The sequence below is a fragment of the Mycobacterium paragordonae genome, assembly GCF_003614435.1.
Lineage (GTDB): Bacteria > Actinomycetota > Actinomycetes > Mycobacteriales > Mycobacteriaceae > Mycobacterium > Mycobacterium paragordonae.
In genome coordinates this window covers 5,164,149-5,189,254 of record NZ_CP025546.1, presented here as the reverse complement: position 1 = coordinate 5,189,254, position 25,106 = coordinate 5,164,149, and the positions used below count along the sequence as shown (strand labels likewise).

Sequence of the window (25,106 nt, the reverse complement as noted above, 5' to 3'; positions counted from 1 at the left end):
TTCGATACGGTTTCTCGCGGGCCGCCCTGGTGTCAGGGCCACCACCGCAACCGTGGCGGCCCGAGAAGCCAGGGGGGCGTAATGAATTTTTCGATCTTGCCGCCGGAGATCACTTCGACGCAGATCTTCTCCGGGGCGGGCTCCGCACCGATGTTGGCGGCGGCGACGGCCTGGGACGGGCTGGCCGCCGAGTTAGCGTCGGCAGCGGAGTCCTTCAACTCAGTGACGTCGGACTTGGTGCAGACGTCCTGGCAGGGCGCCGCCTCGACCGCGATGGCCGCCGCGGCCGCGCCCTACTCGTCATGGTTGAGCACGGCGGCGGCCCACGCCCAGTCGGCGGCAGGTCAGGCCAACGTGGTGGCTGCGGTGTTCGAGTCGGTGCGCGCGGCGACGGTGCATCCGCAGTTGGTGGCGGCCAACCGGACTCAGTTCGTTTCGTTGGTGCGGTCGAACATCTTCGGCTTCAACGCGCCGGCAATCGCGGCCGCGGAGGCGCTCTACGAACAGATGTGGGCCCAGGATGTGACCGCGATGTCGGGCTATCACGCCGGGGTGTCGGCGGCCGCCGCACAACTGGCGCCGCTTCAGCAGCTCGTGCAGGGCTTCAACTCGGGCCTCAATCAAGGCCTCAACCTGGGGATCGGCAACATCGGTGACTTCAACGTCGGCGGCGGCAACGTCGGAAGCTTCAACTTCGGCGCGGGCAACAGCGGCCCGGGCAGCGGCGGCAGCGGCAACTTCGGCCTCGGCAACTACGGCTCGTTCAACATCGGTGCCGGCAACGGGAACGCGACTCTGGGCGTACCCGGTGCGCCCTACCCCGGTGCGGCTACCTACAACATCGGCCTGGGCAACATCGGCCAGTTCAATCTCGGACTGGGCAACGTCGGCACCGGCAATCTCGGTTTCGGCAACGGGAATCTGGCCGGGGCGGTCACCGGAGCTGCCTCTGCCTTCAATGTGGGCCTGAACAATCTCGGCACCTACAACATCGGCATCGGAAACGTCGGCCTCAACAATTTCGGTCTCGGCAACGTCGGCAACAACAACATCGGTATCGGGCTCACCGGCAACAACCAGATCGGCATCGGAGGGCTCAACGCCAACAACGCCGGCTGGAATTTCGGGCTGGGCAACAACGGCAGCTTCAACTTCGGCTTCGGCAATACCGGTGACGGCAACTTCGGTTTGGCCAACACTGGGCACGGCAATTTCGGCATCGGGCTGACCGGCGACAACCAGGTCGGCTTCGGCGGCTTCAACTCCGGCAGCGGCAACACCGGCCTGTTCAACTCCGGCGTCGGCAACTCCGGGTTCTTCAACTCCGGGAGCGCCAACCTGGGCTTCGGCAATACCGGCGTCCATAACGTGGGGCTGCTCAATTCGGGTGTCAACAGTTTCGGGCTCGGAAATTCCGGTAGCACCAACACCGGGCTGTTCAACGCCGGCAGCTTCAACAGCGGCTCGTTCAACGCCGGCAGCACGAATATGGGTTTGGCCAACTCCGGCAACGGCAACCTGGGAGCGTTCAACTCCGGCGGCACTTCGCTTTTCGGTCACAATGTGGGCTTCTTCAACGCGGGTAACCACAACGTGGGTTCGTTCAACGCCGGCTTCGGCAACGTCGGTTGGTCCAACACCGGCATCGGCAATACCGGCGGCTTCAACGCCGGGGGCAGCGGCACGGATCCTGTGTTCGGTCAGGGTTTCCTGGGACTGGGCGGCAACACCGGCTTCTTCAATACGGGCTTCACCAACACCGGTCTGTTCAATTCCGGTGACACCAACACCGGTCTGTTCAACTCCGGTGATGTCAATACAGGGTTCGGCGGCACCGGGATCAACGCCGGCAACTCGGGCTTCGGCAATTCGGGCACGGGCAATTCCGGATTCTTCAACTCGGGTAACTTCAACTCGGGTCTGAACAACACGACCTCTGGTGGATACGGTTCAGGATGGGGTAATTCGGGCGGCGGCGAGGACAACGCGGGCTTCTTCAACTCGAGCGGCGCCGGCACCAACACCGGCTTCTTCAACCACGGCGCCGGTGGACTGCAAGTGGGCTTCTTCAACGCGGGCAACCACGACATCGGCTTCGCAAACGCGGGCTACTACAACACGGGCTTCCTCAATACCGGCCAGCACAGCTCGGGACTTGGCAACACCGGTCCTGGTGCGGATTCGGGCGGGTTCAACGCTGGCGTCGGACAGTCCGGATTCTTCAACCCCTGAATCGCCCGAGTGGGGCTCACACCGCCGCCCACCCCCCGTCCACGCTGAGGATGGAGCCGTGGATGTTGGCGGAGTCGTCGCCGCTTAGGAACACCACGGCGGCGGCCACCTCCTCCGGAGTGCTCATCCGGCGCGACGGGACGCGGGCCAGCATCGGCCCGACGTTGTCGGCGAATTCGAGCGCCCGCTCGCCGGAATCCAGGGCGGAGTCGGCATCATGCTGGCCACGGGCGACCTCTCGTATCCGGAGGCGGCGCTGGACGCCGGGATCGCGGCGCTGCGCGGCTCCTGAGGGCTGCAAAAACTCGTCGAATCCGCGACTTTTTCTCGGCTGAGGTGCCAAGATGTCGGTCGGGCAAAATTACGCATCGAGGAGTAGCGAAATGTCGTTTGTGGTCGCGGCACTGGACATGATCGAAACGGCGTCGGCGGATGCCGCACAGATCGGAGCGGCCGTCGGCGCCGGCAACCTGGCCGCGGCGATCCCGACGACTCAGCTGGCCGCGGCGGCCGCCGATGAGGTGTCGGTCGCGATCGCGGCACTGTTCGGCACGCACGCGACCGAGTACCGCGCGGCGGCTGTGCAGGCGGCGGTGTATCACCAGGAGTTCGTGCGCAATCTCGGCGCGGCCGCGGCGTCCTACGGCGGCGCCGAAGCAGCGGCTCTGGCGCAGCTGGAGGCCACGCTGCTCGGTGGTGGATTCGCCGCCGCGCCGCTGGAGGCCTGGAACGAATTCACCTCCGGCGCGTTCCAGGCCCTCATCTACAAACCGGTTCACGCCGCCGGGCAGGCATGGATCTTCAGCCCGCTGGGCGAGGCGATCGATCCGATCATCAACGCGCCCACGCAGGCGTTGTTCGGGCGCGACCTGATCGGGAATGGGGCGGCCGGAACCGCCGCGTCACCCAACGGCGGGGCCGGCGGCTTTCTGCTCGGCGACGGCGGGCCCGGTTATTCGCCGACCGGCGGTGTGCTGCCTCTGGCCGGTGGAATCGGCGGGAACGCCGGGTTGATCGGCACCGGTGGCATCGGCGGTACCGGCTGGGCCGGCGGTGCGGGCGGCACCGGTGGTGTCGGCGGCCTGCTGATGGGCAACGGTGGTCGGGGCGGCCTCGGCGGTGCGGCGCTGCTCATCACCGATCCCGGCGGTGCCGGCGGGGCGGGCGGCCAGGCGTTGCTGTTCGGCGACGGTGGGTACGGCGGCGCCGGCGGATCCGGTACACCCACCGGAGCTTTCGGGGCACGCGGTTACCCCGGCCTGTTCATCGGCCTGGGCGGTTCAACCGTCCCCGTCCTCAACGACCAGATGGTCACGATCGAGTTCGTCCGGCACGGCCAGACGGCGAGCAACGCGGCCGGCATCCTCGACACCGCCGTACCCGGCCCCCCGCTGGACGCGACGGGCGTTCTGCAAGCGGCCAACGTCGCCAACGTCCTCAACGGCCAGGGCATCTTCGGCGGCATCTTCGACTCGCAGATGATCAGGACGCAGGAAACGGCCGCGGCGCTGGTGGCTTTCGCGGGACAACCGGCCGCCGTCGTGCTGCCCGGACTCAACGAGATCAACGCCGGCCTGTTCGAGGACCTGCCGCAGATCCCGGCGGGACTGCTGTATCTGGGCGGCCCGCTGGTGTGGACGCTCGGGCTGCCGGCCTTCCCGATGCTGGCGCCGCTCTCGACGAACCCGACCGGGTTGAACTTCGCCGCCGGGTTCAACAACGCCGTGCAAACCATGTACAACGTCGGCGCGTCGGCTCCCAGCCACGCCGTCGTCGCCTATTCCAGTGCACTGACCATCGAGACCGGCACGATGATGATGGTCGACAATCCCAACCCGTTGTTCCTGATCACCCACTCGCTGCCGAACACCGGAGTCGTTGTGGTGAAGGGCAGTCCGGCGACCGGCTGGACGATGGTGAGCTACGACGGGGTGCCCGTCGGGCCCGCGAACCTGCCGACCCAACTGTTCGTCGACGTGCGCAACTTCGTCACGGCACCGCAGTTCGCGGGCTACGACATCGGAACTTCGCTACTGACCGGCAACCCGGCGACCATCGTCAATGCGGTTCGCGACGGGGTCCGAGAGGTGGCTACCGCCACCGTGCACTTCCCGTTCGCGATCGCCGAGACGCTGATCGGGGCGTAACCCTAGTCGCGCACAGCGGCCAGCAACCCGTCGCCCAGCGGTATCAGCGCCGGAGTCAGCCGTTCGTCCTCGGCGATCAATCGGGCCGCTTCGCGCACGGCGGCCACCTCGGCGTCGCGAGCTTCGGGATCACCGGCGCGGCCGCCCAGTGCCGCGCGATGCACGACGATGATTCCGCCGGATCGCAACAAGCGGACGCCTTCGACCACATACTCCGGTTGGTCGATCGGGTCGGCGTCGATGAACACCAGGTCGTAGGAGTCGTCGGCGAGCCGGGTGAGCACTTCCTGGGCGCGTCCGCTGATCAGTCGGGTGCGTGAGGGCCCCACCTGCGCCTCGGCGAAGGCCTGCCGGGCCAGCCGCACATATTCCGGTTCGATATCGATGGTGGTCAGGACGCCGTCGTCGCTCATGCCCGACAGCAACCACAGCCCGCTGACGCCCGCCCCGGTGCCCACCTCGGCGACGGCCTTGCCGCCGCTCAGCTTGACCAGCAGACTCAGCAGCGCTCCGACCGCCGGGGTGACCGCGCCGGCCCCGCTGTCCACGGCGCGTTCCCGGGCGCCGGCCAGGATCGCATCCTCCGATATCGACTCTTCGGCGTGCGCCACAAGCGAATCCGCCCTGCTGCGGGTCGCTTGGCCGGTCTCGTCGCTGGTGTTGGACGTGCCCTCCATGTCCGCAGAGTATGCCGAACCGGTGGTGCCGTCGCTCAGGCGCGCCCGTGGGCGCCGGTGACGACACGCCCGGGATCGGCCGGCGGAGGGAGGTCATAGCAAACTCCATAACCGCTGGAAAAGGTAGGTAACAGTATGGTTTCTCAGCTAAAGCTCAGACTGCTCATACCTCGCCCACACTCGGGTAAGCGACGGTAAGCCGTATGGAACGCGGTGCACTGTGGGGCGAGGCTGGTGGGAATACGGAATGGGAACTCCGTGTTTCGGCGAGTGGAGAATTGCCGACCCTGGATGGCAGGGGAAAACCGGAGGAATTGAAAATCACCACTTTGAGCCCGACCACCATGTCGCACCCGCAACAGGTTGCTGATGACGACTGGGTGGAACCATCTGACACGTTGCTCGGCACCGCGATTTTCGACGCGACCGGCGACAAGGCCACCATGCCGTCCTGGGATGAGCTGGTGCGTCAGCACGCCGACCGGGTGTACCGGCTGGCATACCGGCTCTCCGGCAACCAGCACGACGCCGAAGACCTGACGCAGGAGACCTTCATCAGGGTTTTCCGGTCGGTCCAGAACTACCAGCCCGGCACTTTCGAAGGCTGGCTGCACCGCATCACCACCAACCTGTTCCTCGACATGGTCCGCCGCCGGGCGCGCATCCGGATGGAGGCGCTGCCCGAGGACTACGACCGAGTGCCGGCCGACGAGCCGAACCCTGAGCAGATCTACCACGACTCGCGCCTGGGTCCGGATCTGCAGGCCGCTCTCGACTCGCTGCCGCCGGAGTTCCGTGCCGCAGTGGTCCTGTGCGATATCGAAGGTCTGTCGTACGAGGAGATCGGCGCCACCCTGGGCGTCAAGCTCGGCACCGTTCGCAGCCGGATCCACCGCGGGCGCCAGGCGCTGCGCGACTACCTGGCCGCCCATCCCGAAATCGGCCTGAACGACGACCGCTCGATGCGGACGGCCAGCTAAGCAGCCTGCTTTGGCCGAATCATCGTTTCGGCCACTGCACGGTTGCCAACTGATCCCAAAATCCGGGGTTTGAAGGTTCGATCATGGTTATCAAGCAGCACACCGCGCTACATTCGAGATACAAGTGGCTTAATAGGGCGCGGAAGGAGCTGGTGATGGCCGACCGGGGTGATGTGTTCCGGCGTGCGTTCTCGTGGCTACCCGCTCAATTCGCCTCTCAGAGCGACGCGCCGGTGGGCGCGCCGCGTCAATTCCGTTCCACGGAGCACCTCTCCATCGAGGCCATCGCCGCGTTCGTCGACGGCGAGCTGAGGATGAACGCGCACCTGCGCGCCGCCCACCACCTTTCGCTGTGCCCGCAGTGTGCCGCCGAAGTCGACGACCACAGCCGCGCACGGGCGGCGCTGCGCGACTCCCACCCGATCCGCATCCCCAGTTCGCTGCTCGGGTTGCTGTCCGAGATTCCGCACTACCCGCACAACGACGGCCTGCCGCTCCCGGACGACTTTGCCGAGCGCGACGATCAGCGGAAGCGTCGCTAGCTTGCGGTTGCGTGCCTACGCGGGCTGTCGCGCGGGTTCGTGCCGACCGGCGGGGATCCGTGGATACTAGGGTGGACATCAATATGACTTCCAGGGCCGTGCGGTCCTTTGCTGCGCAGACGGCCGGCCCGGCGCCGGGCCCCGAACGGATCTAGAAGAGGAACCGTGAGCTCCGACGAAGGCAACAACATCGGCCAGGACACCGAACGGCTGGCGCCGCGGCCCATCTACCGGCCTCCGGTAGACCCTGGATCGCGTCAGGCGTTCGGCCGCCCGGCCGGGCAGCAGGGCTCCTTCGTCGCCGACCGGGTGCGTCCGCAGAAGTACCGTGACCAGTCCGAGTTCCGGCCGCACGAAAAGCCGGCCGACCCGGTACTCGCCGAGGCTTTCAGCCGTCCGTTCGGCGACACCGAGACACTGCAGCGTCATCCGATCGATGCCGCCGCGCTCGCCAGCGAGAAGAACGGACAGCCCGACGAGCCCGAGGATCCGTGGCGCGATCCCGATGCGGCCGCGGCGCTGGGCACTCCGGCGCTGCCTCCGGTCCACACCCACGGCGAACTGCGCCACAGCGGCAAGCTCGGTGTCCGCGACGTGTTGTTCGGCGGCAAGGTGTCCTACCTGGCGCTGGCGGTGCTGCTGCTCATCGCGTTGGTGATCGGCGCGCTCGGCGGGGTGATCGGCCGCAAGACCGCTGAGGTGGTCGAGGCGTTCACCACGTCCAAGGTGACGCTGTCGACCTCGGGCAACGCCGAAGAGCCGGCCGGCCGATTCACCAAGGTCGCGGCTGCTGTCGCCGACTCCGTGGTGACCATCGAGTCCAAGAGCGACCAGGAGGGGATGCAGGGTTCCGGCGTCGTCATCGACGGCCGCGGCTACATCGTCACCAACAACCACGTGATCTCGGAAGCCGCCAACAACCCCAGCCAGTTCAAGACCACGGTCGTGTTCAACGACGGCAAGGAAGTGCCGGCCAGCCTGGTCGGCCGCGACCCGAAAACCGACCTGGCCGTCCTGAAGGTCGACAACGTCGACAACCTCTCCGTGGCACGGCTCGGCAACTCCGACAAGGTGCGGGTCGGCGACGAGGTGATCGCAGCCGGCGCGCCGCTGGGTCTGCGCAGCACCGTCACGCACGGCATCGTCAGCGCGCTGCACCGGCCGGTGCCGCTGTCGGGGGAGGGCTCCGACACCGACACCGTCCTGGACGCCATTCAGACCGACGCCTCGATCAACCACGGCAACTCCGGTGGGCCGCTGATCGACATGGACTCCCAGGTGATCGGCATCAACAGCGCGGGCAAATCGTTGTCCGACAGCGCCAGCGGGCTGGGCTTCGCCATCCCGGTCAACGAGATGAAGCTGGTCGCGGAGACGCTGATCAAGGATGGCAAGATCCTGCACCCGACGCTGGGCATCAGCACCCGGTCGGTGAGCAACGCGATCGCCTCGGGTGCGCAGGTCGCGAACGTGAAGGCCGGGGGACCCGCGCAAAAGGGCGGCATCCTGGAAAACGACGTGATCGTCAAGATCGGTGGCCGTAAGGTTGCCGACTCCGACGAAGCCGTCGTCGCCGTGCGGCAGCTGACCATCGGCCAGGACGCGCCGATCGAGGTGGTCCGCGACGGCCGGCACGTGACGCTGACGGTCAAACCAGACCCTGACACCAGCTAGATGTTTGCCAACATCGGCTGGGGGGAGATGCTCGTCCTCGTCGTGGTCGGGCTGGTGGTGCTCGGGCCAGAACGGCTGCCGGGCGCGATCCGCTGGACGGCGAGCGCCCTGCGGCAGGCCCGCGACTACCTCAGCGGCGTGTCCAACCAACTGCGCGAGGACATCGGGCCCGAATTCGACGACATCCGCGGCCAACTCAGTGAGCTGCAGAAGTTGCGGGGGATGACCCCGCGGGCGGCGCTGACCAAGCACCTGCTCGACGGTGACGACTCGATCTTCACCGGTAACTTCGACGCGCCTGCGCCGCAAGCACCGGCCGCACCCGAGACCCCGGCACCGCCGGCGCCACCGGTAGCTCCCGAGCGCACCCCGTTCGACACCGACGCCACCTGAGCCGCGGTCAGCAGACGCGAAATCGCGCTAGAGCATCTGCTCAGGTGCGATTCCGCGTCTGCTCACGCCTCCTATCGGCGGGTCGGGTCCAGGCCCAGGGACATACCCGCCAGGCCGCGCCGACGCGACGACAACCCGTCGGCGATGCGACCCAGTTCCTTGCCCACCGCGGAGTCCGGCGTGCTGAGAACCATCGGCACACCGGTATCGCCGGCAGCCACCAGTGCGGGATCGAGCGGAATCTGGCCCAGCAGCGGCACGTCCGCGCCGACCGCCCGCGACAGTCGCTCGGCGACCTGCTGGCCGCCGCCCTCGCCGAACACCTGCATCGTGGTGCCGTCCGGCAGGGTCAGGCCGGACATGTTCTCCACCACCCCAGCGACCCGCTGGCGTGTCTGTATGGCGATGCTGCCAGCCCGTTCGGCCACCTCGGCGGCGGCGAGCTGCGGCGTGGTCACCACCAGGATCTCGGCGTTGGGCAGCAACTGCGCCAGCGAGATCGCGACATCGCCGGTGCCGGGCGGCAAATCGAGCAGCAGCACGTCCAGGTCGCCCCAGTAGACGTCCGACAGGAACTGCTGCAGCGCGCGGTGCAGCATCGGCCCGCGCCAGACTACCGGGGTGTTGTCCTTGGTGAACTGGGCGATCGAGATGACCTTCACCTCATGGGCGATAGGCGGCAGGATCATCGATTCCACCTGGGTGGGCCGGTCGGTGGTGCCCATCATCCGGGGAATGGAGTGGCCGTGGATGTCGGCGTCCAGCAGGCCGACGGACAGGCCGCGCGCAGCCATCGCCGCGGCCAGGTTCACGGTGACCGTGGACTTGCCGACGCCGCCCTTGCCGGAAGCGACCGCGTAGACGCGGGTCAGTGAGCTGGGCTGGGCGAACGGGATGACGGGTTCGGCGGCGTCCCCGCGCAACTGCTTGCGCAGCTCGGTGCGCTGCTCGTCGTTCATCACGTCCAGGCTCACCCGCACCGTCCCGGTGCCCGGGACATCGGTGACCGCCTGAGTGACCCGGTCGCTGATCTCGGTCTTCTTCGGGCAGGCGGCGGTGGTCAGGTAGATCTCGACGTGCACGCTGCCGTCGGCGCCCAGGTCGATGCTCTTGACCATCCCGAGCTCGGTGATGGGGCGCCGTAGTTCGGGATCGATCACCTTGCCCAGCGCGGAGCGGATCGCGGCGGTCAGATCGGTTGCGTCATCTTGGGTTGCGGACATCACCGCCGAGTCTAGGCCGCTCGGACGCGAGCTTTTCCGACGGTCAGCTGACCGGGGCGAGCACCGGTTCGCCGGGGGCCGGCGGGACCGGCTGCGCCGGACCAGCGGGCTTGGGCGCCGGAGCGCCGTTGGTGGGGGCCCGCGTCGCCGGAGCCGCCGGAGCAGGAGCCGCTGGGGCGGGTGCCGCCGGAGCGGGCGGGGCCGGGGGTGCGGGCGGCGGGGCGAACGGGTCGGGGAACGCCAGAGCGGCCGGGGGCGCCGGGGGTGCCGCCGGAGCGATGACGATCCCGCCGTTGGGGATGGGACCCGCGCCGGGCGGCAGCGAGTCAGGCGTCTGCGAGCTGATGCAGATCAGGGTGCAGCCCGGGGTGGCCACCGGAGCCGGCTGCGGCACCTGGGCGGGCTGCATCCACGGCCACATCGGCGCCTGCGGGTTCGGGTACAGGGAGTTCGTCGGATATTGCGAGATGATCGACGGCTGCCCGAAGTCGATCAGCGGCATGTGCTGACCCATCGGGTCGCCGACGCCCAGGCCGGTGACGTTAAGGGGCAGGTTCGGCCCGAGGCCTTCCGGGTGCTCGAGGTGCGCGTCGCCGATCGGGGGCGGCGGGCCGGTGATCGGCGGCAGGTCGACCGGAACCACGCCGGTGGCGTAGGCGGCGGCCCAGCCCAGGACGTTCTGGGCGTAGGACATGGAGTTGTTGTAGCGCAGGATCGACGCCATCACCTGCTGCGGGTCGCGCAGGTTGAGCCCGCCGCTGCACAGGTACCGGGCGGCAGCCAGGGTGGCGTCGAACAGGTTCTGCGGGTCGGGTATGCCGTCACCATCACCGTCGACGGCATAGCGGGCCCAGGTGCCGGGCAGGAACTGCATCGGGCCCATGGCGCGGGCGTAGGTGACGCGGTTGCCCTGGTCGCGCTGCATGATGACCTCGTTGCCGGGCAACGTGCCATCCAGGGCGGGACCGTAGATCGGGTTGGTCGCGGTGCCGCGGGCATCGACGGCACCGCCACCGGCGTGGCCCGACTCGATGCGTCCGATGCCGGCGAGCAGGTTCCAGCTGACTCCGCAGCTCGGCTGCGCGGATGCCATTTTCTGCTCGGCATTGCGGTAGGCCGACAGGGCCATGATCGGAATCCCCAGTGCGCCAGGGGTGTTCACGACGGTCGGAGGCGGCGGCGCGGAACTGGTGGCCGCGGCGACGTGGAAGCTGGTCGGTACCCGCTGAATGGAGATGACTGTGGGCCCGGACAGGTCGACGTGCGGGGCGGGGCCGACGGCGGCTACCGGTGTGATGGCGGCGCGGTGCGGCTGGTTCTTTCCGTGCAGCGACGGCGCCGCGGCACCGACCGCGCTGGCGAAAATCAGGGGAGAGATCATGGCGACGCCGAAGACGGGGGTGCGTGTGACGCGTACTGCCGTCTGTCGCACCTTCGCGGCGGCCGGGTTGTCAGCCCAGCGTCCCCCTATGTGCACCTCGACCGTCCTCAAATTCTGTGAGCCGCCGGGAAACTGACCACTTGTTAGCTTCGTGAACTAGATCACCATACATAACTCTCGTCACGGGAGTAGCGCAATGGCACAAAGCTGATTCTCAGGTGGTTTTCTTACCACGCCGCTCGGCACGGTCCTTTGTCGACTGCAAGTCCGCCAAGAGCGTTCGCAGGCTTTCCAGTTCGTGGCGCAGGTAGTCGCGGGTCGGAACCTCGCCGATGGACAGCCGGAGCGCGGCCAGTTCGCGGGCAAGATATTCGGTGTCGGCCTTGGTTTGTGCCGCGCGGCGACGATCCTCTTCCAGCGCGACCCGGTCGCGGTTCTCCTGCCGGTTCTGGGCGAGCAGGATCAGCGGTGCGGCATAGGCGGCCTGGGTGGAGAACGCGAGGTTGAGCAGGATGAACGGGTAAGGGTCCCACTGCCAGCGGATGGCGATCATGTTGATCGCAATCCACACGATCACCACGATCGTCTGCAACAGCAGGTAGCGCCCGGTCCCGAAGAACCTTGCGATGGATTCGGTGAACTGCCCCACCGTCTCTGGGTCCAACCGCGGCGTGTACCGGCGCGAGGTGCGCGGGGTGTACAGCCGCCGCGGCGTCTGGGACGTGCTCACGAGGCATCTCCGGTCCGTGGTGGCCTACCGGCGGGATCGAGTTGCTGTACGTCCACGCGCCAGTCATGCGGCAGCAGATGATCAAGCAGGTCATCCACCGTCACCGCGCCCAGCAGGTGGTTCTGGTCGTCGACCACCGGGCCGCACACCAGGTTGTACGCAGCGAAATATCGGGTGACCGCGGCTAATTGGGTCTCCGGGGACAGCGTGAGCAGGTCGCTGTCGACGAGCCCGCCGACCAGCTCGGATGGTGGGTCGCGAAGCAGCCTTTGTAGATGCACGCAGCCCAGGTAGTGGCCGGTGGGAGTCGCGGTCGGTGGGCGCGCCACGAACACCATCGACGCCAGCGCGGGCGTCAGGTCGGGATCGCGAAGCCGGGCCAGCGCCTCGGCGACCGAGGTGTCCGGGGTGAGCACGATCGGGTCGGAGGTCATCAGGCCGCCGGCGGTATCGGGGGAGTGCGTGAGCAGTCGTCGCACCGGGTCGGAGTCGTCGGGATCCATTCGGGTGAGCAACATCTCGGCGTCCGTCGGGTTGAGCACACCCAGCACGTCGGCGGCGTCGTCGGGGTCCATCTCCTCGAGCACGTCAGCGGCGCGTTCGGTGCCCAGGTGCGTCAGGACCTCGGCCTGATCGAGTTCGGGCAGCTCCTGCAGGATGTCGGCCAGACGGTTGTCGTCGAGTGCCTTGAACACCTCGTAGCGGCGCTTGGTGGGAAGCCCGCGGATGGCGTCGGCGACGTCGACGGCCCGTCGTCCTTCGAACTGGTCGAGCAGTTGTGCCACGCCCTGGCCCGGCATGGCCAAGGCCGACGGGGTCAACCCGTGCACGTTCTGCCAGTCCACGACATGCACCGGGCCACGACGTCCCAGCCGGCGTTGCGTGCGCACCGCCACCCGGGTGACCACCCAGTCCCGGGTCCGGGTTTGCTCGATGCCCAGGTCGGTGACCACTACGTCAATGCCGGCCAGGTCGGGCAGGTCGGGGTCGTTGACCCGGACCTGGGTGTCGAGCACCTGACCCATCGCCAGCACCTCGCCGGGCCGCTGCTCGAAGTGGCGCAGCGACACGTTGCCGGTACGCAGGGTCACTGCGTCGGGCTCGATGGCGGCGACCCGCAGGATCGGGATGAAGATGCTGCGCCGGGTGGCGAGGTCGACGACGAGGCCGAGGACGCGGGGTTGTTGGCGGACGATGCTGATGCTGATCACGACGTCGCGGACGCGCCCGAACGATTCGCCGAGCGGGCCGAGCACCATCATTCGCGGCAGTCGTGCCACGTACACCCTGTTGACCGACGCCATAGGAGAGAGCGTAGGCAGGGGGTGCGGGGACGGCAGGTTGGGGCCGCAAGCTGACGGCTCGCTCAGCGCGAGCCGAGGCTGAACATCACGGCGATGAAGTAGACCAACAGCGTCGCCGCGCTGATCACGATCCCGGCCACCGCTAGGCCGAAGCCGTCCTCGCGGGTCTGCTTGATCTGGTTGATTCCCACCAAGCCGCACGCGATGCCGACGAATGAGCCGACGCAGCAGAGGATGCCGACGATTCCGGAGACCAGCGAAATGATCGCCATGGTGTTGGTGCCGGCCTGCATCGCGCCGTAGCCGCCGCCGTAGTCCGGCCCGGGGTAATAGCCGCCCGGGTACGAACCGTAGGGGCCCGGCGCGGGCGGAGGATATGACGCCGGATCGCCGAAGCCCTGGGGCGTTGCGCCGTACGGCTGGTAGCCCGGCGGTGTGTAGCCGAACGGCGGACTCGGAGGCGGGTAGCCGGCCGCCGGGTCCGGCGGTGTGTAGCCGAACGGCGGACTTGGAGGCGGGTAGTTGGGTGGCGAGTGGCCGGCTGCCGGGTGCGGTGGTGGGTAGCCGGCCCCGGGGTCCGGTGGGGGGTAGCCGGGCAGCGGGGCGGCCTGGGTCGGGTAGTCCACCGGGGGCGGATAGTCGACGACCGGGGACGCCGCCGGCGAAGCCCACGGAGCATCGGATATCGGCTGTTCAGCGGCTTGCGTCTGATCGGAATCGGGTTGCGGCGCGCTGTCGTTGGCCTCGCCGGAAGAGTCGCCGGGAGCTGTCATGGTGATGAACGTAGCGCATGGTCCCGCGCCGGGCACCGCGGTGAGTCGGGCCGTCTGCGGCCGGGCTCCGGCTAAGCCAAATGTGCGGCCTGCCGGGGTGCGGATGGTGCGTCCTGGGTGCCGAGATGGAACGATGGTCAGCGTAAAGGCGGGCAGGAGGAGAATGAGGTACCGATGACTAGCCCATTCCAACCAGGACAACCACCCGCCGGTGGGGCTGCCGGTCGACGTAATGTGCCCGCGTTGCCGACACCGCCTAAGGGCTGGCCGGTCGGCTCGTATCCCACCTACGCCGAGGCGCAGCGCGCCGTCGACTACCTGTCCGATCAGGAGTTTCCCGTCCAGCAAGTGACCATCGTCGGCGTCGACCTGATGCAGGTGGAACGCGTCACCGGCCGGCTGACCTGGGGCAAAGTGCTCGGCGGTGGCGTGCTCAGTGGAGCCTGGCTGGGTCTGTTCATCGGCCTGGTGCTCGGTTTCTTCAGCCCGAACCCATGGGGCGCGCTGATCACCGGGCTGGTCGCGGGGGTTTTCTTCGGGCTGATCACCTCGGCCGTGCCGTATGCCATGGCACGCGGCACCAGGGACTTCAGCTCGACCATGCAACTGGTCGCGGGCCGCTACGACGTGCTCTGCGACCCTCAGAATGCCGAGAAAGCGCGAGATCTGCTGGCGCGTCTGGCGATCTGACTGGTGAACCGTCGCGTGCGGCGGTGGGTGGCTGCCTTGATGGCGGCGTCGGCCACCGCGTCGGTGCTCTCGGCCTGCGGCTCCGGCGACCACGGTGTGGTGATCAGCTTCTACACGCCGGCCACCGACGGGGCGACCTTCACCGCCGTCGCCCAACGGTGCTCGGAACAGGCCGGCGGCCGGTACCGCATTGCGCACGTGAGCCTGGCCAGATCGCCCGACCAGCAACGGCTGCAGCTTTCCCGGCGGTTGACCGGGCACGACGACACCCTGGACGTGATGGCGCTCGATGTGGTGTGGACCGCCGAGTTCGCCGAAGCGGGCTGGGCGCTGCCGCTGTCGGACGATCCGTCGGGACTCACCGAGTCCGACGCGACCGGCGATACCCTGCCGGGTCCGCTGAAGACGGCGACCTGGAATGGTCGCCGATACGGCGCGCCGGTCACCACGAACACTCAATTGCTTTGGTATCGAGCAGATTTGGTGCGTCAACCGCCGCGCGACTGGGTTGCCATGGTGGCTGAGGCGGGCCGCCTGCATGCCGCGGGGGAGCCCAGCTGGATCGCCGTGCAGGCCAACGAGGCCGAGGGACTGGTGGTGTGGTTCAACACGCTGCTGGTCAGCGCAGGCGGGCAGGTGCTCTCCGAGGACGGCAAGCGCGTCACCCTGACCGACACCCCCGAACACCGCGCCGCCACGGTGGCCGCGCTGCGGATCCTGAAATCGGTGGCCACCGCGCCGGGCGCCGACCCGTCGATCACCCGCAGCGACGAAGGCGCCGCGCGGTTGGCGGTCGAACAGGGCCAGGCGGCCCTGGAGGTCAACTGGCCCTACGTGTTCGCGTCCCTGCTGGAGAACGCGGTGAAGGGTGGTGTGGCATTCCTGCCGCTGAACCGCGAGCCCGCACTGGCGGGCAGCATCAACGGGGTCGGCACGTTCAGCCCGAGCGATGAGCAATTCAACATCGCCTACGCGGCCAGCCAGAAGGTGTTCGGTTTCGCGCGCTACCCCGGGGTGGTGCCCGGGCAGTCGGCCAAGGTGACGATCGGTGGGCTGAATCTGGCGGTGGCGAGCACCACCAGGCACCGAGCCGAAGCGTTCGAAGCCGTCCGGTGCATACGCAACCTGCAGAACCAGAAGTACGTCGCGATCGAAGGCGGACTGCCCCCGGTGCGGACCTCGCTGTACTCCGACCCGCAGTTCCAGGCGAAGTACCCGATGTACGGCATCATCCGCCAGCAACTCACCGACGCCGCGGTGCGGCCCGCGACGCCGGCGTATCAGGCGGTGTCGATCCGGCTTGCCTCGGCGCTGAGCCCGATCACGGCGATCGACCCGGAACGCACGGCGGACGAACTCGTGGTGCAGGTGCAGAAGGCGATCGACGGCAAGGGATTGCTGCCGTGAATTCTGAACGGCGGTTGGCGTACCTGCTCGTCGCGCCTGCGGTGACCCTGATGCTGGCGGTGACGGCGTACCCGATCGGCTATGCGATGTGGCTGAGCCTGCAGCGCAACAACCTGGCCACCCCGCACGACACCGCGTTCATCGGGCTGGGCAACTACCAGACGATCCTCAGCGACCGTTACTGGTGGACTGCGCTGGCCGTAACGCTGGCGATCACCGTCGTCTCGGTGGCGTTCGAATTTGTACTCGGCCTGTCCCTGGCGCTGGTGATGCACCGCACGCTGATCGGCAAAGGGTTGGTGCGCACCGCAGTGCTGATCCCATACGGCATCGTCACAGTGGTCGCGTCGTACAGCTGGTACTACGCCTGGACGCCGGGCACCGGTTATCTGGCCAACCTGTTGCCCGACGGGAGTGCGCCACTGACGCAACAGATTCCGTCGCTGGGCGTGGTCGTGATCGCCGAGGTGTGGAAGACGACCCCGTTCATGGCGCTACTGCTGCTGGCCGGTTTGGCGTTGGTGCCCGAGGATCTGCTGAAGGCGGCCCAGGTCGACGGCGCGGATGCCTGGCGGCGGCTGACCCGGATCACCCTGCCGATCATCAAGCCGGCGGTGGTGGTGGCGTTGCTGTTCCGGACGCTGGACGCATTCCGGATCTTCGACAACATCTACGTGCTGACCGCTGGGGCCAACAACACCGGCTCGGTGTCAATCCTGGGCTACGACAACCTGTTCAAGGGCTTCAACATCGGCCTGGGCTCGGCGATCAGCGTGCTGATCTTCCTGTGTGTGGGCATCATCGCGCTCGTCTTCATCAAATTGTTCGGTGCGTCGGCGCCCGGGAGTGATTTCGATGCCCGGTGATTCGGTGCGGCGCGCGACGTTCTGGGTAGTGATCGACGTTCTGGTGGTGGCGTATGCGATGCTGCCGGTGCTGTGGATACTCAGCCTTTCGCTCAAGCCGACGTCAATGGTCAAGGACGGCAAGCTGATTCCGTCATCGGTGACCCTGGACAACTACCGCGGCATCTTCCGCGGTGACTTCTTCAGCTCGGCGCTGATAAATTCGATCGGGATCGGATTGACCACCACCGTGATTGCGGTGGTGCTCGGCGCGATGGCGGCCTATGCGGTTGCGCGGCTGAGTTTCCCGGGCAAGCGGGTGCTGATCGGGATGACGTTGCTGATCACCATGTTTCCCGCGATCTCTCTGGTGACACCGCTGTTCGACATCGAACGCGTCGTCGGGTTATTCGACACCTGGCCGGGCCTGATCCTGCCCTACATCACATTCGCGCTGCCGCTGGCGATCTACACGCTGTCGGCCTTTTTCCGGGAGATTCCCTGGGATCTGGAGAAGGCGGCCAAGATGGACGGTGCCACCCCCGCTCAGGCTTTCGTCAAGGTGATCGTTCCGCTGGCCGCCCCGGGTCTGGTGACAGCGGCGATCCTGGTGTTCATCTTCGCCTGGAACGACCTGCTGCTGGCGTTGTCGCTGACCGCCACCAAGGCGGCGATCACCGCTCCGGTGGCGATCGCAAACTTCACCGGCAGTTCGCAATTCGAGGAGCCGACCGGATCGATCGCCGCCGGCGCCATCGTGATCACGATTCCGATCATTGTCTTCGTTCTGATTTTCCAGCGACGCATCGTCGCCGGGTTGACCTCCGGTGCTGTGAAGGGATAGCGCGATGGCCGAGATTGTGCTGGAACACGTCAAGAAGAGCTACCCCGACGGTCATACCGCGGTACAGGACCTCAGCATCACCATCGCCGACGGCGAGTTCCTGATCCTGGTCGGGCCGTCCGGCTGCGGCAAGACCACGACGCTGAATATGATTGCCGGACTTGAGAACATCTCGTCGGGGGAGCTGCTTATCGGCGGCGAACGGGTCAACGAGAAGGCGCCCAAGGATCGCGACATCGCCATGGTGTTCCAGTCCTACGCGCTGTATCCGCACATGACGGTCCGGCAGAACATCGCGTTCCCGCTGACGCTGGCGAAGATGAAGAAGGCCGACATCGCCCAGAAGGTGGAGGAGACCGCCAGGATCCTGGACCTGACCGAACTATTGGATCGCCGACCTTCGCAGTTGTCGGGTGGTCAGCGTCAACGGGTGGCGATGGGCAGGGCAATCGTGCGCCAGCCCAAGGCTTTTCTGATGGACGAGCCGCTGTCCAACCTGGACGCCAAGCTGCGGGTGCAGATGCGCGGCGAGATCGCGCGCCTGCAGAAGAGGCTGGGTACCACCACCGTCTACGTCACCCACGACCAGACCGAGGCCATGACGCTGGGGGACCGGGTGGTGGTGATGCACGGTGGGGTCGCGCAGCAGATCGGCACGCCCACCGAGCTTTACGAGCGGCCGGCGAATCTGTTCGTGGCCGGCTTCATCGGCTCGCCGGCGATGAACTTCTTCCCGGCCACCCTGACGTCGTTCGGATTGACGCTGTCGTTCGGCGAGGTGACGGTGAAGCCGGAGGTGCAGGAGGTGATCGCCGGGCACCCCAAACCGGAGAATGTCATCGTCGGTCTGCGGCCCGAGCACATCCACGATGCCGCGCTGATCGACGGCTACCAGCGGATCGGTTCGCTGATCTTCGAGGTCACCGTCGATCTGGTCGAATCACTGGGCTCCGACAAGTATGTGTACTTCACCACCACGGGTCCGCAGGCGCACTCGGCTCGATTGGATGAGGTGGCCGCTGAATCTGATGTGCATGAAAACCGTTTCGTGGCAAGGGTTCCTGCCGAATCGAAAGCCGTGATCGGACAACCGATCGAATTGGCCTTCGACCCGGCCAAACTCGCCGTCTTCGACGCCGACTCCGGTGTGAACCTGACGGTGCCGGCAGCCCAGTGATTCTCGACAACGTCCGCGCGCATCTGCGCAGCCACTTCGGCACCGACCCCGACTCGGCGAGCGTGACATTCCTCGGTGCCGAGCCGATCGAGGTGCTGCGGTTCCGGGGGCCGGTGGTGCACTACGTGTCGCTGGGCTGCTCGCGGTATCCGATGACGGATCCGACCGAGATGGTCACCGATCATCTGCGTGGTCCGCGCGCCGAAGTGGTGCTGGCCCTGCGTGATCCGGGTCCGATCACCGGGGTGGTGCGCACCATGGCCGTACTTGCGGCCACGCCGGCGGTCGACGGTGTGGTGCTGGTGCCCGATGCGCTGATCGACCTCGGCACGCCGTTGTGGTCAGGTGCGGCTTTTACGGCGGTGTTGTTGGGCCGCAGCGACGTTCCCGATTTGCCGCTGGACCCGCCACGCGAGCCAGTGGTGTTTCTGTCCGCCACGCCCATCACCGCCAACGAGGCGGCCTGGGTGCGACTCAAGGGCGCCGCGGCCATGCGCGAGGCGTGGGTGAACGATGGAGTGGACGTGCTGGACCCGAATCGGCCGGCGGCGCAACCGAGTTAGAGGTGGCTCGGCGCCGAGTGCGAATTCGGCGACGCGACACGCCGTTGCAGCGTCGTGGAATTCACTATCGCGGGCAAGAGGGTGAGGCGGGGGGCGTGGGGCCCCTAGAGCCAGTCGCGCCGGCGGAAGCTGAAGTAGAGAGCCACACAGATCACCACCATGGCGGCGATCACCGACGGGTAGCCCCACCGTGAATCGAGTTCGGGCATGAAGTGGAAGTTCATGCCGTAGATCCCGGCCACCATCGTGGGCACGGCGACGATACCGGCCCAGGCCGAGATCTTGCGCATGTCCATGTTCTGCTGCATCCCGACCCGGGCGAGCGCGGCCTGTACCAGTGAGTTGAGCATGTCGTCGTAACTGGCGATCTGCTCGGCGGCCTGGGTCTGGTGGTCGGCGACGTCGCGCAGATAGCGGCGCACTTCCTTATTGATCAGGTCCTTGTTCTCGACCTGCATGCGCTGAAACGCCCCCGACAGCGGCGCCACACACCGGCGCAACTCCACGACTTCCCGCTTGAGCAGGTAGATCGGCTCGACGTCGATCTTCTTGCCCGGTGCGAAGGCGACCACCTCGATGGCGTCCACGTCGTCTTCCATCAGGCTGGTGACGCCGAGGTAATGGTCGACGACGTAGTCGGCGATCGCGTGCATGACCGCATACGGACCGAGACGCAGGTGTTCGGGCGCACAATCCATCCGTTTGCGGACCTCATGCAGCCCGCCGTGCTCGCCGTGGCGGACGGTGACTACGAAGTCGGCGCCGACGAAGATCATGATCTCCCCGGTTTCGACGATCTCGCGCGCCAGCACCACCGACTCGTGCGGCACGTAATTCACCGTCTTCAGCACCAGGAACAGCGAATCGTCGTAGCGCTCCAGCTTGGGGCGCTGGTGGGCGACCACGGCGTCCTCGACAGCCAACGGGTGCAGACCGTAGGCGTCGGCCACCTCCTGCATCTGCGCTTCGTCGGGCTCGTGCAGCCCGATCCACGCGAACGCCTCCTGGCCGTCCTGCTCGATGTCGCGGACCTTGGCCAGCGCTTCGGCGGGAGTGAACTTTCCGGGCAGCCGCTGGCCGTCGACGTAGACGCCACAATCGACCAACGTCTGCGTCGGCGGACTGGCAACCGGGTGCACGTGCTCCCGGCGCGTTCGAGCGACCGGCCGGAGAGCTTCAGGCAATGCGTCAAACCCCGGGAACATTTCCACCTCCGATCGCCGTGCCGCTCTGCAGGCCGGTCTGCAGGCGCTGGTCATCGTACGCGCCTGGACCGAACAAACGGTTCTTCAACAGCTGATTCCCAGCCGCGCATCAGCCGTCCCTGGACCGGCGATTTCGCAGAGGCGGCAGTGCGCTAGTTTCGACGCGAACCCGTCTTACCCGAAGGAGCAGAACCGACGTGAGCGCAAGTCCTCTCAAGGTTGCCGTCACCGGTGCCGCCGGCCAGATCGGCTACAGCCTGTTGTTCCGCCTGGCCAGCGGCTCGCTGCTCGGCCCGGACCGTCCGATCGAGCTGCGGCTGCTGGAGATCGAGCCGGCACTCAAGGCCCTCGAGGGCGTGGTGATGGAGCTGGACGACTGTGCGTTCCCGCTGCTGGCCGGTGTTGAGATCGGCGCCGACGCCAACAAGATCTTCGACGGCGTGAACCTGGCGCTGCTGGTCGGCGCCCGCCCGCGTGGCCCGGGCATGGAGCGCGGCGACCTGCTGGAGGCCAACGGCGCCATCTTCACCGCCCAGGGCAAGGCGCTGAACTCGGTGGCCGCCGACGACGTGCGCATCGGCGTGACCGGCAACCCGGCCAACACCAACGCGCTGATCGCGATGACCAACGCCCCCGACATCCCGAACGAGCGGTTCTCCGCGCTGACCCGGCTGGACCACAACCGGGCCATCTCCCAGCTGGCCCGCAAGACCGGCGCCAAGGTCACCGACATCAAAAAGATGACGATCTGGGGCAACCACTCGGCCACCCAGTACCCCGACATCTTCCACGCCGAGGTGGGCGGCAAGAACGCCGCCGAGGTGGTCAACGACCAGGACTGGATCGAGAACGACTTCATCCCGACCGTCGCCAAGCGCGGCGCGGCCATCATCGATGCCCGCGGCGCCTCCTCGGCCGCCTCGGCCGCCTCGGCCACCGTCGACGCGGCCCGCTCGTGGCTGCAGGGCACCCCGGACGGCGACTGGGTGTCGATGGCCGTGATCTCCGACGGCTCCTACGGCGTGCCGGAAGGCCTGATCTCGTCGTTCCCGGTCACCACGAAGGACGGCAACTGGTCGATCGTTCAGGGCCTCGAGATCGACGACTTCTCCCGCGCCCGGATCGACAAGTCCACCGCGGAGCTGGCCGACGAGCGCAGCGCCGTCACGGAGTTGAAGCTGATCTGAGGCTTGCCGCTGCCGCATGCGGTCCTGCCGGCCCACGCGACGGGCCGACAGGGCGCGAGCGCACCCGTATCGGCCACCAAAACCAGCGTCCCAGCAGGGCGGCGATAGCGGGCGTCATGAATGCGCGCACCACCAAGGTGTCGAACAACAGGCCCAGGCCGATCGTGGTGCCTACCTGACCGATGGTGCGCAGTTCACTGAACACCATCGAGGACATGGTGAACGCGAACACCAGGCCGGCGTTGGTCACGACCTTGCCGGTACCGCCCATCGCGCGAATGATGCCGGTGTTGATGCCGGCCGGAATCTCCTCTTTGATGCGGGACACCAGCAACAGGTTGTAATCCGAACCCACCGCCAACAGAACGATGACGGACATCGCGAGCACCGCCCAGTGGATGTGGATGCCGACGAGGTATTGCCAGACGAGAACGGACATCCCGAAAGACGCCCCGAGCGAAAAAACCACGGTGCCGACGATCACCAACGCGGCGACCAGACTTCGCGTGTTGATCAGCATGACGATGAAGATGAGACACAGTGCGGCAATGCCCGCGATCAAGAGGTCGTATATGGACCCTTCCACCACGTCCTTGATGGTTGCGGCAGCGCCGGTGACGTAGATGTCGGCGTGTTCCAGCGGCGTTCCTTTGAGCGCCTCTTCGGCCGCTGTCCTGATCGGTTCGACCCGCGCGATCCCATCGGCGGAGGCGGGATCACCGCGCTGCGTGATGAGCATGCGGGCCGCCTTGCCGTCGGGCGACAGGAACACTTTCATGATCCTTTTGAAGTCCGCATTTTCGAGAACCTCGGGCGGCAGGTAGAAAGAATCGTCGTTCTTGGCCGCGTCGAAAGCCTTACCCATAGCGGCAGCGTCGCTGCCCTGCTCGCTTATTTGATCAAACATCCCGGCCGCGGTGCTGTGCATGCTCAGCAACTGAATCCGCATGTTCTGCATTGCCGCGATCATCGGCGGGAACTGGGTGAGCAACTCCGGCATGATCGCATCGACCCGTCCGAGGTCTGCCACCAACTCGTGAAACTTGCCGCTGATTACATCAACGCCGTCGATTGAATCGTAGAGCGATCGAAGCGACCAGCACACCGGAATGTCGTAGCAGTGCTTCTCCCAATAGAAGTAGCTGCGTACCGGCCGCCAGAAGTCGTCGAAATCCGCAATCCGGTCTCGCAATTCATCGGTGAGGGCCGCCATATCCGTCGCGTCGACGATCATCCGATGATTCGTTTCGACGAACTGTTGCATCAGGCTATACATGCGCTGCATGGTGTCGATCGCTTTCGCCATCTCCTCGGCCTGACTGAGCATGTCGTCGATACGCGCGTGCTGGAATTTCACCGATTCGAGCGCAACGACACCTTGGATGCTCAGCAGGTAGGGCAGCGACGCGTGCTCGATCGGGGTTCCCTCGGGGCGAGTGACGGATTGCACCCTGGATATTCCGGGAACGGCGAGGACGGCTTTCGCGAGTCGATTAAGTATCAAGAAATCCGCCGGATTGCGTAAATCATGATCGGCCTCGACCAGCAGTACTTCCGGCATCATCACTCGCGACGCCGGGAAATGTCGCGCCACGGCCGCGTAGCCTTTGTTACCGGGCGAATTCTGAGAAATGAACTTCTGGTCGTTATAGCTGGGTTTGTATCCAAGCAGCGTCACCACCCCGATGAGCGCTACGGCTACCGTGACCAGCAGAACGGGCGCGGGCCAGCGAACGACCACCGTACCCACTCGCCGCCATCGACGAGCCGAAATCTTCCGACCGGGGTCGAACAGTCCGAAGCGGCTGCCTACAGCGATAGCGGCCGGAACCATCGTCACTGCGGTCAGGACCGCGACGAATATTCCCAGGGAACAAGGGATGCCCAGCGGCTGGAAATACGGCAGCCTGGTAAAGCTCAAACAGAAGATCGCCCCGGCGATCGTCAAACCGGAGGCGAGGACCACCTTGGCGACTCCCCGGTATGCGGTGTAATAGGCCGTTTGCCGATCTTCACCGGCCTGACGTGCCTCGTGATAACGCCCCAGGAAAAAAATTGCGTAATCGGTGCCGGCCGCAATTCCCACGGCCATCACCAGATTCACGACGAACGTCGTCAGACCGACGATCTGTTGGTCGCCGAGAAATGCGACGACTCCCCGAGCCACCTGCAACTCTATTCCGACCATGATCAGCAGCAGGATGACCGTCGTCGCCGAACGGTAGACGAGCAGCAACATCACGAAGATCACCGAGAGGCTTATCGCCGTCATGACGATGACCGACTTGTCACCGCTGTCTTGGGCATCCGCGGCGAGGGCGGCGGTGCCGGTCACGTAAACCGTGACGCCCGGCGGCGGCGTCGTCCGGGCCACGATTCGCCGGACCGCCGCAGTGGACTCGTTGCCCAACGTCTCGCCCGGGTTGCCGGCTAGGAGCAGCTGAACGTATGCGGCCTTCCCGTCGGCGCTCTGCACAGCGCCGGCCATCAGTGGGTCGGCCCAGAAATCCTGGATGTGTTGCACGTGCTCGTGGTCGTCTGCCAACCGACGGACCAGTTCGTCGTAGTACTTGTGTGCTTCCGCTCCGAGACGTTGCCGGCCTTCCAGGACGACCATCACGAAGCTGAAGGAATCGGATTCCTTGAAGTCCGCATCCATCCGCTGCAACGCCTTGAACGACGGCGCGTCCTTGGGCACCAGCGATACCGAATGCTCCTTCTCGACTAGCTCCAGCGGGGGGACGCAGACGGTCGCAATGACGCTGATTGCCATCCACGCCAAAATGATTGGCACGGCCAACCGATGAATCGTGCGGGCGACCAGAGGCGCCCCGGAGCTTTCGCCGGTCACGTGCTCGCCGCTCAAGCCTGCAGCGGAATGCACTGTCGCCGCATTTCAGTCCGGGTTCCGGCGACCGCGCAGACACGGGGTTCACCCATCGCACTCAACCTTCCGCCCTTACCGGATGGAGCAGAGTAAATCATGGGGCGGGCGCTTTCACCTGCCAATTCGGCCTATGCCGAACGCGAGCGGGGCGGTGACCTCACGTCGAATCCTGCGCCTCGCCTGTTGGCGTCCAGTACGGTTTGGACTACTCATTTCGGGTGATGGTTCGCAGCGAAGCGAGGCTA

21 protein-coding genes and 3 pseudogenes are annotated in these 25,106 nt (G+C 66.5%); 15 read left to right on the top strand and 9 right to left on the bottom strand.

Annotated features, from left to right (window positions below):
* Positions 1-81 precede the first annotated feature (81 nt).
* Together C0J29_RS35005 and C0J29_RS23165 are read left to right on the top strand one after the other, a co-directional pair.
* A pseudogene (locus C0J29_RS35005) lies at positions 82-577 on the top strand (PPE family protein); the annotation flags it as partial.
* Positions 553-2,232 carry a beta strand repeat-containing protein gene (locus C0J29_RS23165; RefSeq protein WP_482808822.1) on the top strand — a complete coding sequence of 560 codons (1,680 nt, stop codon included), beginning with the start codon at positions 553-555 and terminating at the stop codon, positions 2,230-2,232. The pseudogene C0J29_RS35005 and the gene C0J29_RS23165, both read left to right, overlap by 25 nt.
* A gap of 16 nt (positions 2,233-2,248) precedes the next feature.
* Here the strand turns inward: C0J29_RS23165 and C0J29_RS23160 are convergent.
* A pseudogene (locus C0J29_RS23160) lies at positions 2,249-2,422 on the bottom strand (SDR family oxidoreductase); the annotation flags it as partial.
* On the opposite strand from C0J29_RS23160, the pseudogene C0J29_RS33960 reads away from it, so the two are divergent.
* Both C0J29_RS33960 and C0J29_RS23150 read left to right on the top strand, forming a co-directional pair.
* Positions 2,420-2,524, top strand: a pseudogene (locus tag C0J29_RS33960) (TetR/AcrR family transcriptional regulator); the annotation flags it as partial. The pseudogenes C0J29_RS23160 and C0J29_RS33960 sit on opposite strands and share 3 nt — an antisense overlap.
* A 91-nt stretch (positions 2,525-2,615) precedes the next feature.
* Entirely contained in the window at positions 2,616-4,379 is a 1,764-nt protein-coding gene (locus tag C0J29_RS23150; protein ID WP_065161683.1) for a PE domain-containing protein, read from the top strand.
* Positions 4,380-4,381: 2 nt separating this feature from the next.
* On the opposite strand, the gene C0J29_RS23145 is transcribed toward C0J29_RS23150, so the two are convergent.
* Positions 4,382-5,056 (bottom strand): O-methyltransferase, encoded by a 675-nt coding sequence (locus tag C0J29_RS23145; RefSeq protein ID WP_065044194.1) that lies wholly within the window; start codon positions 5,054-5,056, stop codon positions 4,382-4,384.
* Positions 5,057-5,259: 203 nt separating this feature from the next.
* Between C0J29_RS23145 and sigE the strand changes: the two genes are divergently transcribed.
* The 4 genes from sigE to tatB all read left to right on the top strand — a co-directional run bounded on the left by sigE (position 5,260) and on the right by tatB (position 8,645).
* Positions 5,260-6,036 (top strand): RNA polymerase sigma factor SigE, encoded by a 777-nt coding sequence (gene sigE / locus C0J29_RS23140; protein WP_065044193.1) that lies wholly within the window; start codon positions 5,260-5,262, stop codon positions 6,034-6,036.
* A 155-nt stretch (positions 6,037-6,191) separates the two neighbouring features.
* Positions 6,192-6,578 carry an anti-sigma E factor RseA gene (gene rseA / locus C0J29_RS23135; protein WP_065161684.1) on the top strand — a complete coding sequence of 129 codons (387 nt, stop codon included), beginning with the start codon at positions 6,192-6,194 and terminating at the stop codon, positions 6,576-6,578.
* A gap of 165 nt (positions 6,579-6,743) precedes the next feature.
* Positions 6,744-8,252 (top strand): serine protease HtrA, encoded by a 1,509-nt coding sequence (gene htrA, locus C0J29_RS23130; protein WP_065161685.1) that lies wholly within the window; start codon positions 6,744-6,746, stop codon positions 8,250-8,252.
* On the top strand, positions 8,253-8,645 hold the full coding sequence (gene tatB / locus C0J29_RS23125; protein WP_120793665.1) for a Sec-independent protein translocase protein TatB: 393 nt from the start codon (positions 8,253-8,255) through the stop codon (positions 8,643-8,645). It abuts the gene before it with no gap.
* Between the two features lie 71 nt (positions 8,646-8,716).
* On the opposite strand, the gene C0J29_RS23120 is transcribed toward tatB, so the two are convergent.
* The 5 genes from C0J29_RS23120 to C0J29_RS23100 all read right to left on the bottom strand — a co-directional run bounded on the left by C0J29_RS23120 (position 8,717) and on the right by C0J29_RS23100 (position 14,056).
* On the bottom strand, positions 8,717-9,868 hold the full coding sequence (locus C0J29_RS23120; RefSeq protein WP_065044190.1) for an Mrp/NBP35 family ATP-binding protein: 1,152 nt from the start codon (positions 9,866-9,868) through the stop codon (positions 8,717-8,719).
* Positions 9,869-9,911: 43 nt separating this feature from the next.
* A complete protein-coding gene (locus C0J29_RS23115; RefSeq protein ID WP_120793664.1) occupies positions 9,912-11,345 on the bottom strand; it encodes a lytic transglycosylase domain-containing protein in 1,434 nt (477 codons plus the stop codon).
* Positions 11,346-11,463: 118 nt separating this feature from the next.
* Positions 11,464-11,979 carry a DUF1003 domain-containing protein gene (locus C0J29_RS23110; protein ID WP_065161816.1) on the bottom strand — a complete coding sequence of 172 codons (516 nt, stop codon included), beginning with the start codon at positions 11,977-11,979 and terminating at the stop codon, positions 11,464-11,466.
* Positions 11,976-13,283: a magnesium transporter MgtE N-terminal domain-containing protein gene (locus C0J29_RS23105; protein WP_120793663.1), complete on the bottom strand. Its 1,308-nt coding sequence runs from the start codon at positions 13,281-13,283 to the stop codon at positions 11,976-11,978. The genes C0J29_RS23110 and C0J29_RS23105 overlap by 4 nt, the downstream gene beginning before the upstream one ends.
* Positions 13,284-13,345: 62 nt before the next feature.
* Positions 13,346-14,056, bottom strand: coding sequence for a DUF4190 domain-containing protein (locus C0J29_RS23100; protein ID WP_120793662.1), 711 nt, complete (start codon positions 14,054-14,056; stop codon positions 13,346-13,348).
* A gap of 174 nt (positions 14,057-14,230) precedes the next feature.
* On the opposite strand from C0J29_RS23100, the gene C0J29_RS23095 reads away from it, so the two are divergent.
* From C0J29_RS23095 to C0J29_RS23070, 6 genes are read left to right on the top strand one after another with little or no spacing between them, the layout of a single operon-like run.
* The gene (locus tag C0J29_RS23095; RefSeq protein ID WP_065044185.1) at positions 14,231-14,746 is read left to right on the top strand and encodes a YflT domain-containing protein; all 516 of its coding nucleotides are present in this window, start codon (positions 14,231-14,233) and stop codon (positions 14,744-14,746) included.
* A gap of 39 nt (positions 14,747-14,785) precedes the next feature.
* The gene (locus C0J29_RS23090) at positions 14,786-16,153 is read left to right on the top strand and encodes an extracellular solute-binding protein (protein WP_120793661.1); all 1,368 of its coding nucleotides are present in this window, start codon (positions 14,786-14,788) and stop codon (positions 16,151-16,153) included.
* Positions 16,141-17,019: a carbohydrate ABC transporter permease gene (locus C0J29_RS23085; RefSeq protein ID WP_371872502.1), complete on the top strand. Its 879-nt coding sequence runs from the start codon at positions 16,141-16,143 to the stop codon at positions 17,017-17,019. Before C0J29_RS23090 ends, C0J29_RS23085 begins: the two co-directional genes overlap by 13 nt.
* Positions 17,009-17,842, top strand: coding sequence for a carbohydrate ABC transporter permease (locus C0J29_RS23080; protein WP_120793660.1), 834 nt, complete (start codon positions 17,009-17,011; stop codon positions 17,840-17,842). Before C0J29_RS23085 ends, C0J29_RS23080 begins: the two co-directional genes overlap by 11 nt.
* A 4-nt stretch (positions 17,843-17,846) precedes the next feature.
* The gene (locus tag C0J29_RS23075) at positions 17,847-19,019 is read left to right on the top strand and encodes an ABC transporter ATP-binding protein (RefSeq protein ID WP_120793659.1); all 1,173 of its coding nucleotides are present in this window, start codon (positions 17,847-17,849) and stop codon (positions 19,017-19,019) included.
* Positions 19,016-19,582, top strand: a complete 567-nt coding sequence (locus C0J29_RS23070; protein ID WP_120793658.1) for a suppressor of fused domain protein — start codon at positions 19,016-19,018, stop codon at positions 19,580-19,582. The genes C0J29_RS23075 and C0J29_RS23070 overlap by 4 nt, the downstream gene beginning before the upstream one ends.
* Before the next feature lie 104 nt (positions 19,583-19,686).
* Here C0J29_RS23070 and corA read toward each other — a convergent pair whose 3' ends face one another.
* Entirely contained in the window at positions 19,687-20,787 is a 1,101-nt protein-coding gene (gene corA, locus C0J29_RS23065) for a magnesium/cobalt transporter CorA (protein WP_120794919.1), read from the bottom strand.
* A gap of 197 nt (positions 20,788-20,984) precedes the next feature.
* Between corA and C0J29_RS23060 the strand changes: the two genes are divergently transcribed.
* Complete coding sequence (locus tag C0J29_RS23060) at positions 20,985-21,974, top strand: malate dehydrogenase (RefSeq protein WP_065044179.1); 990 nt, start codon at positions 20,985-20,987, stop codon at positions 21,972-21,974.
* On the opposite strand, the gene C0J29_RS23055 is transcribed toward C0J29_RS23060, so the two are convergent.
* Positions 21,952-24,840 (bottom strand): MMPL/RND family transporter, encoded by a 2,889-nt coding sequence (locus C0J29_RS23055; protein ID WP_242460524.1) that lies wholly within the window; start codon positions 24,838-24,840, stop codon positions 21,952-21,954. The two genes, C0J29_RS23060 and C0J29_RS23055, sit on opposite strands and share 23 nt — an antisense overlap.
* Between the last annotated feature and the right edge of the window lie 266 nt (positions 24,841-25,106).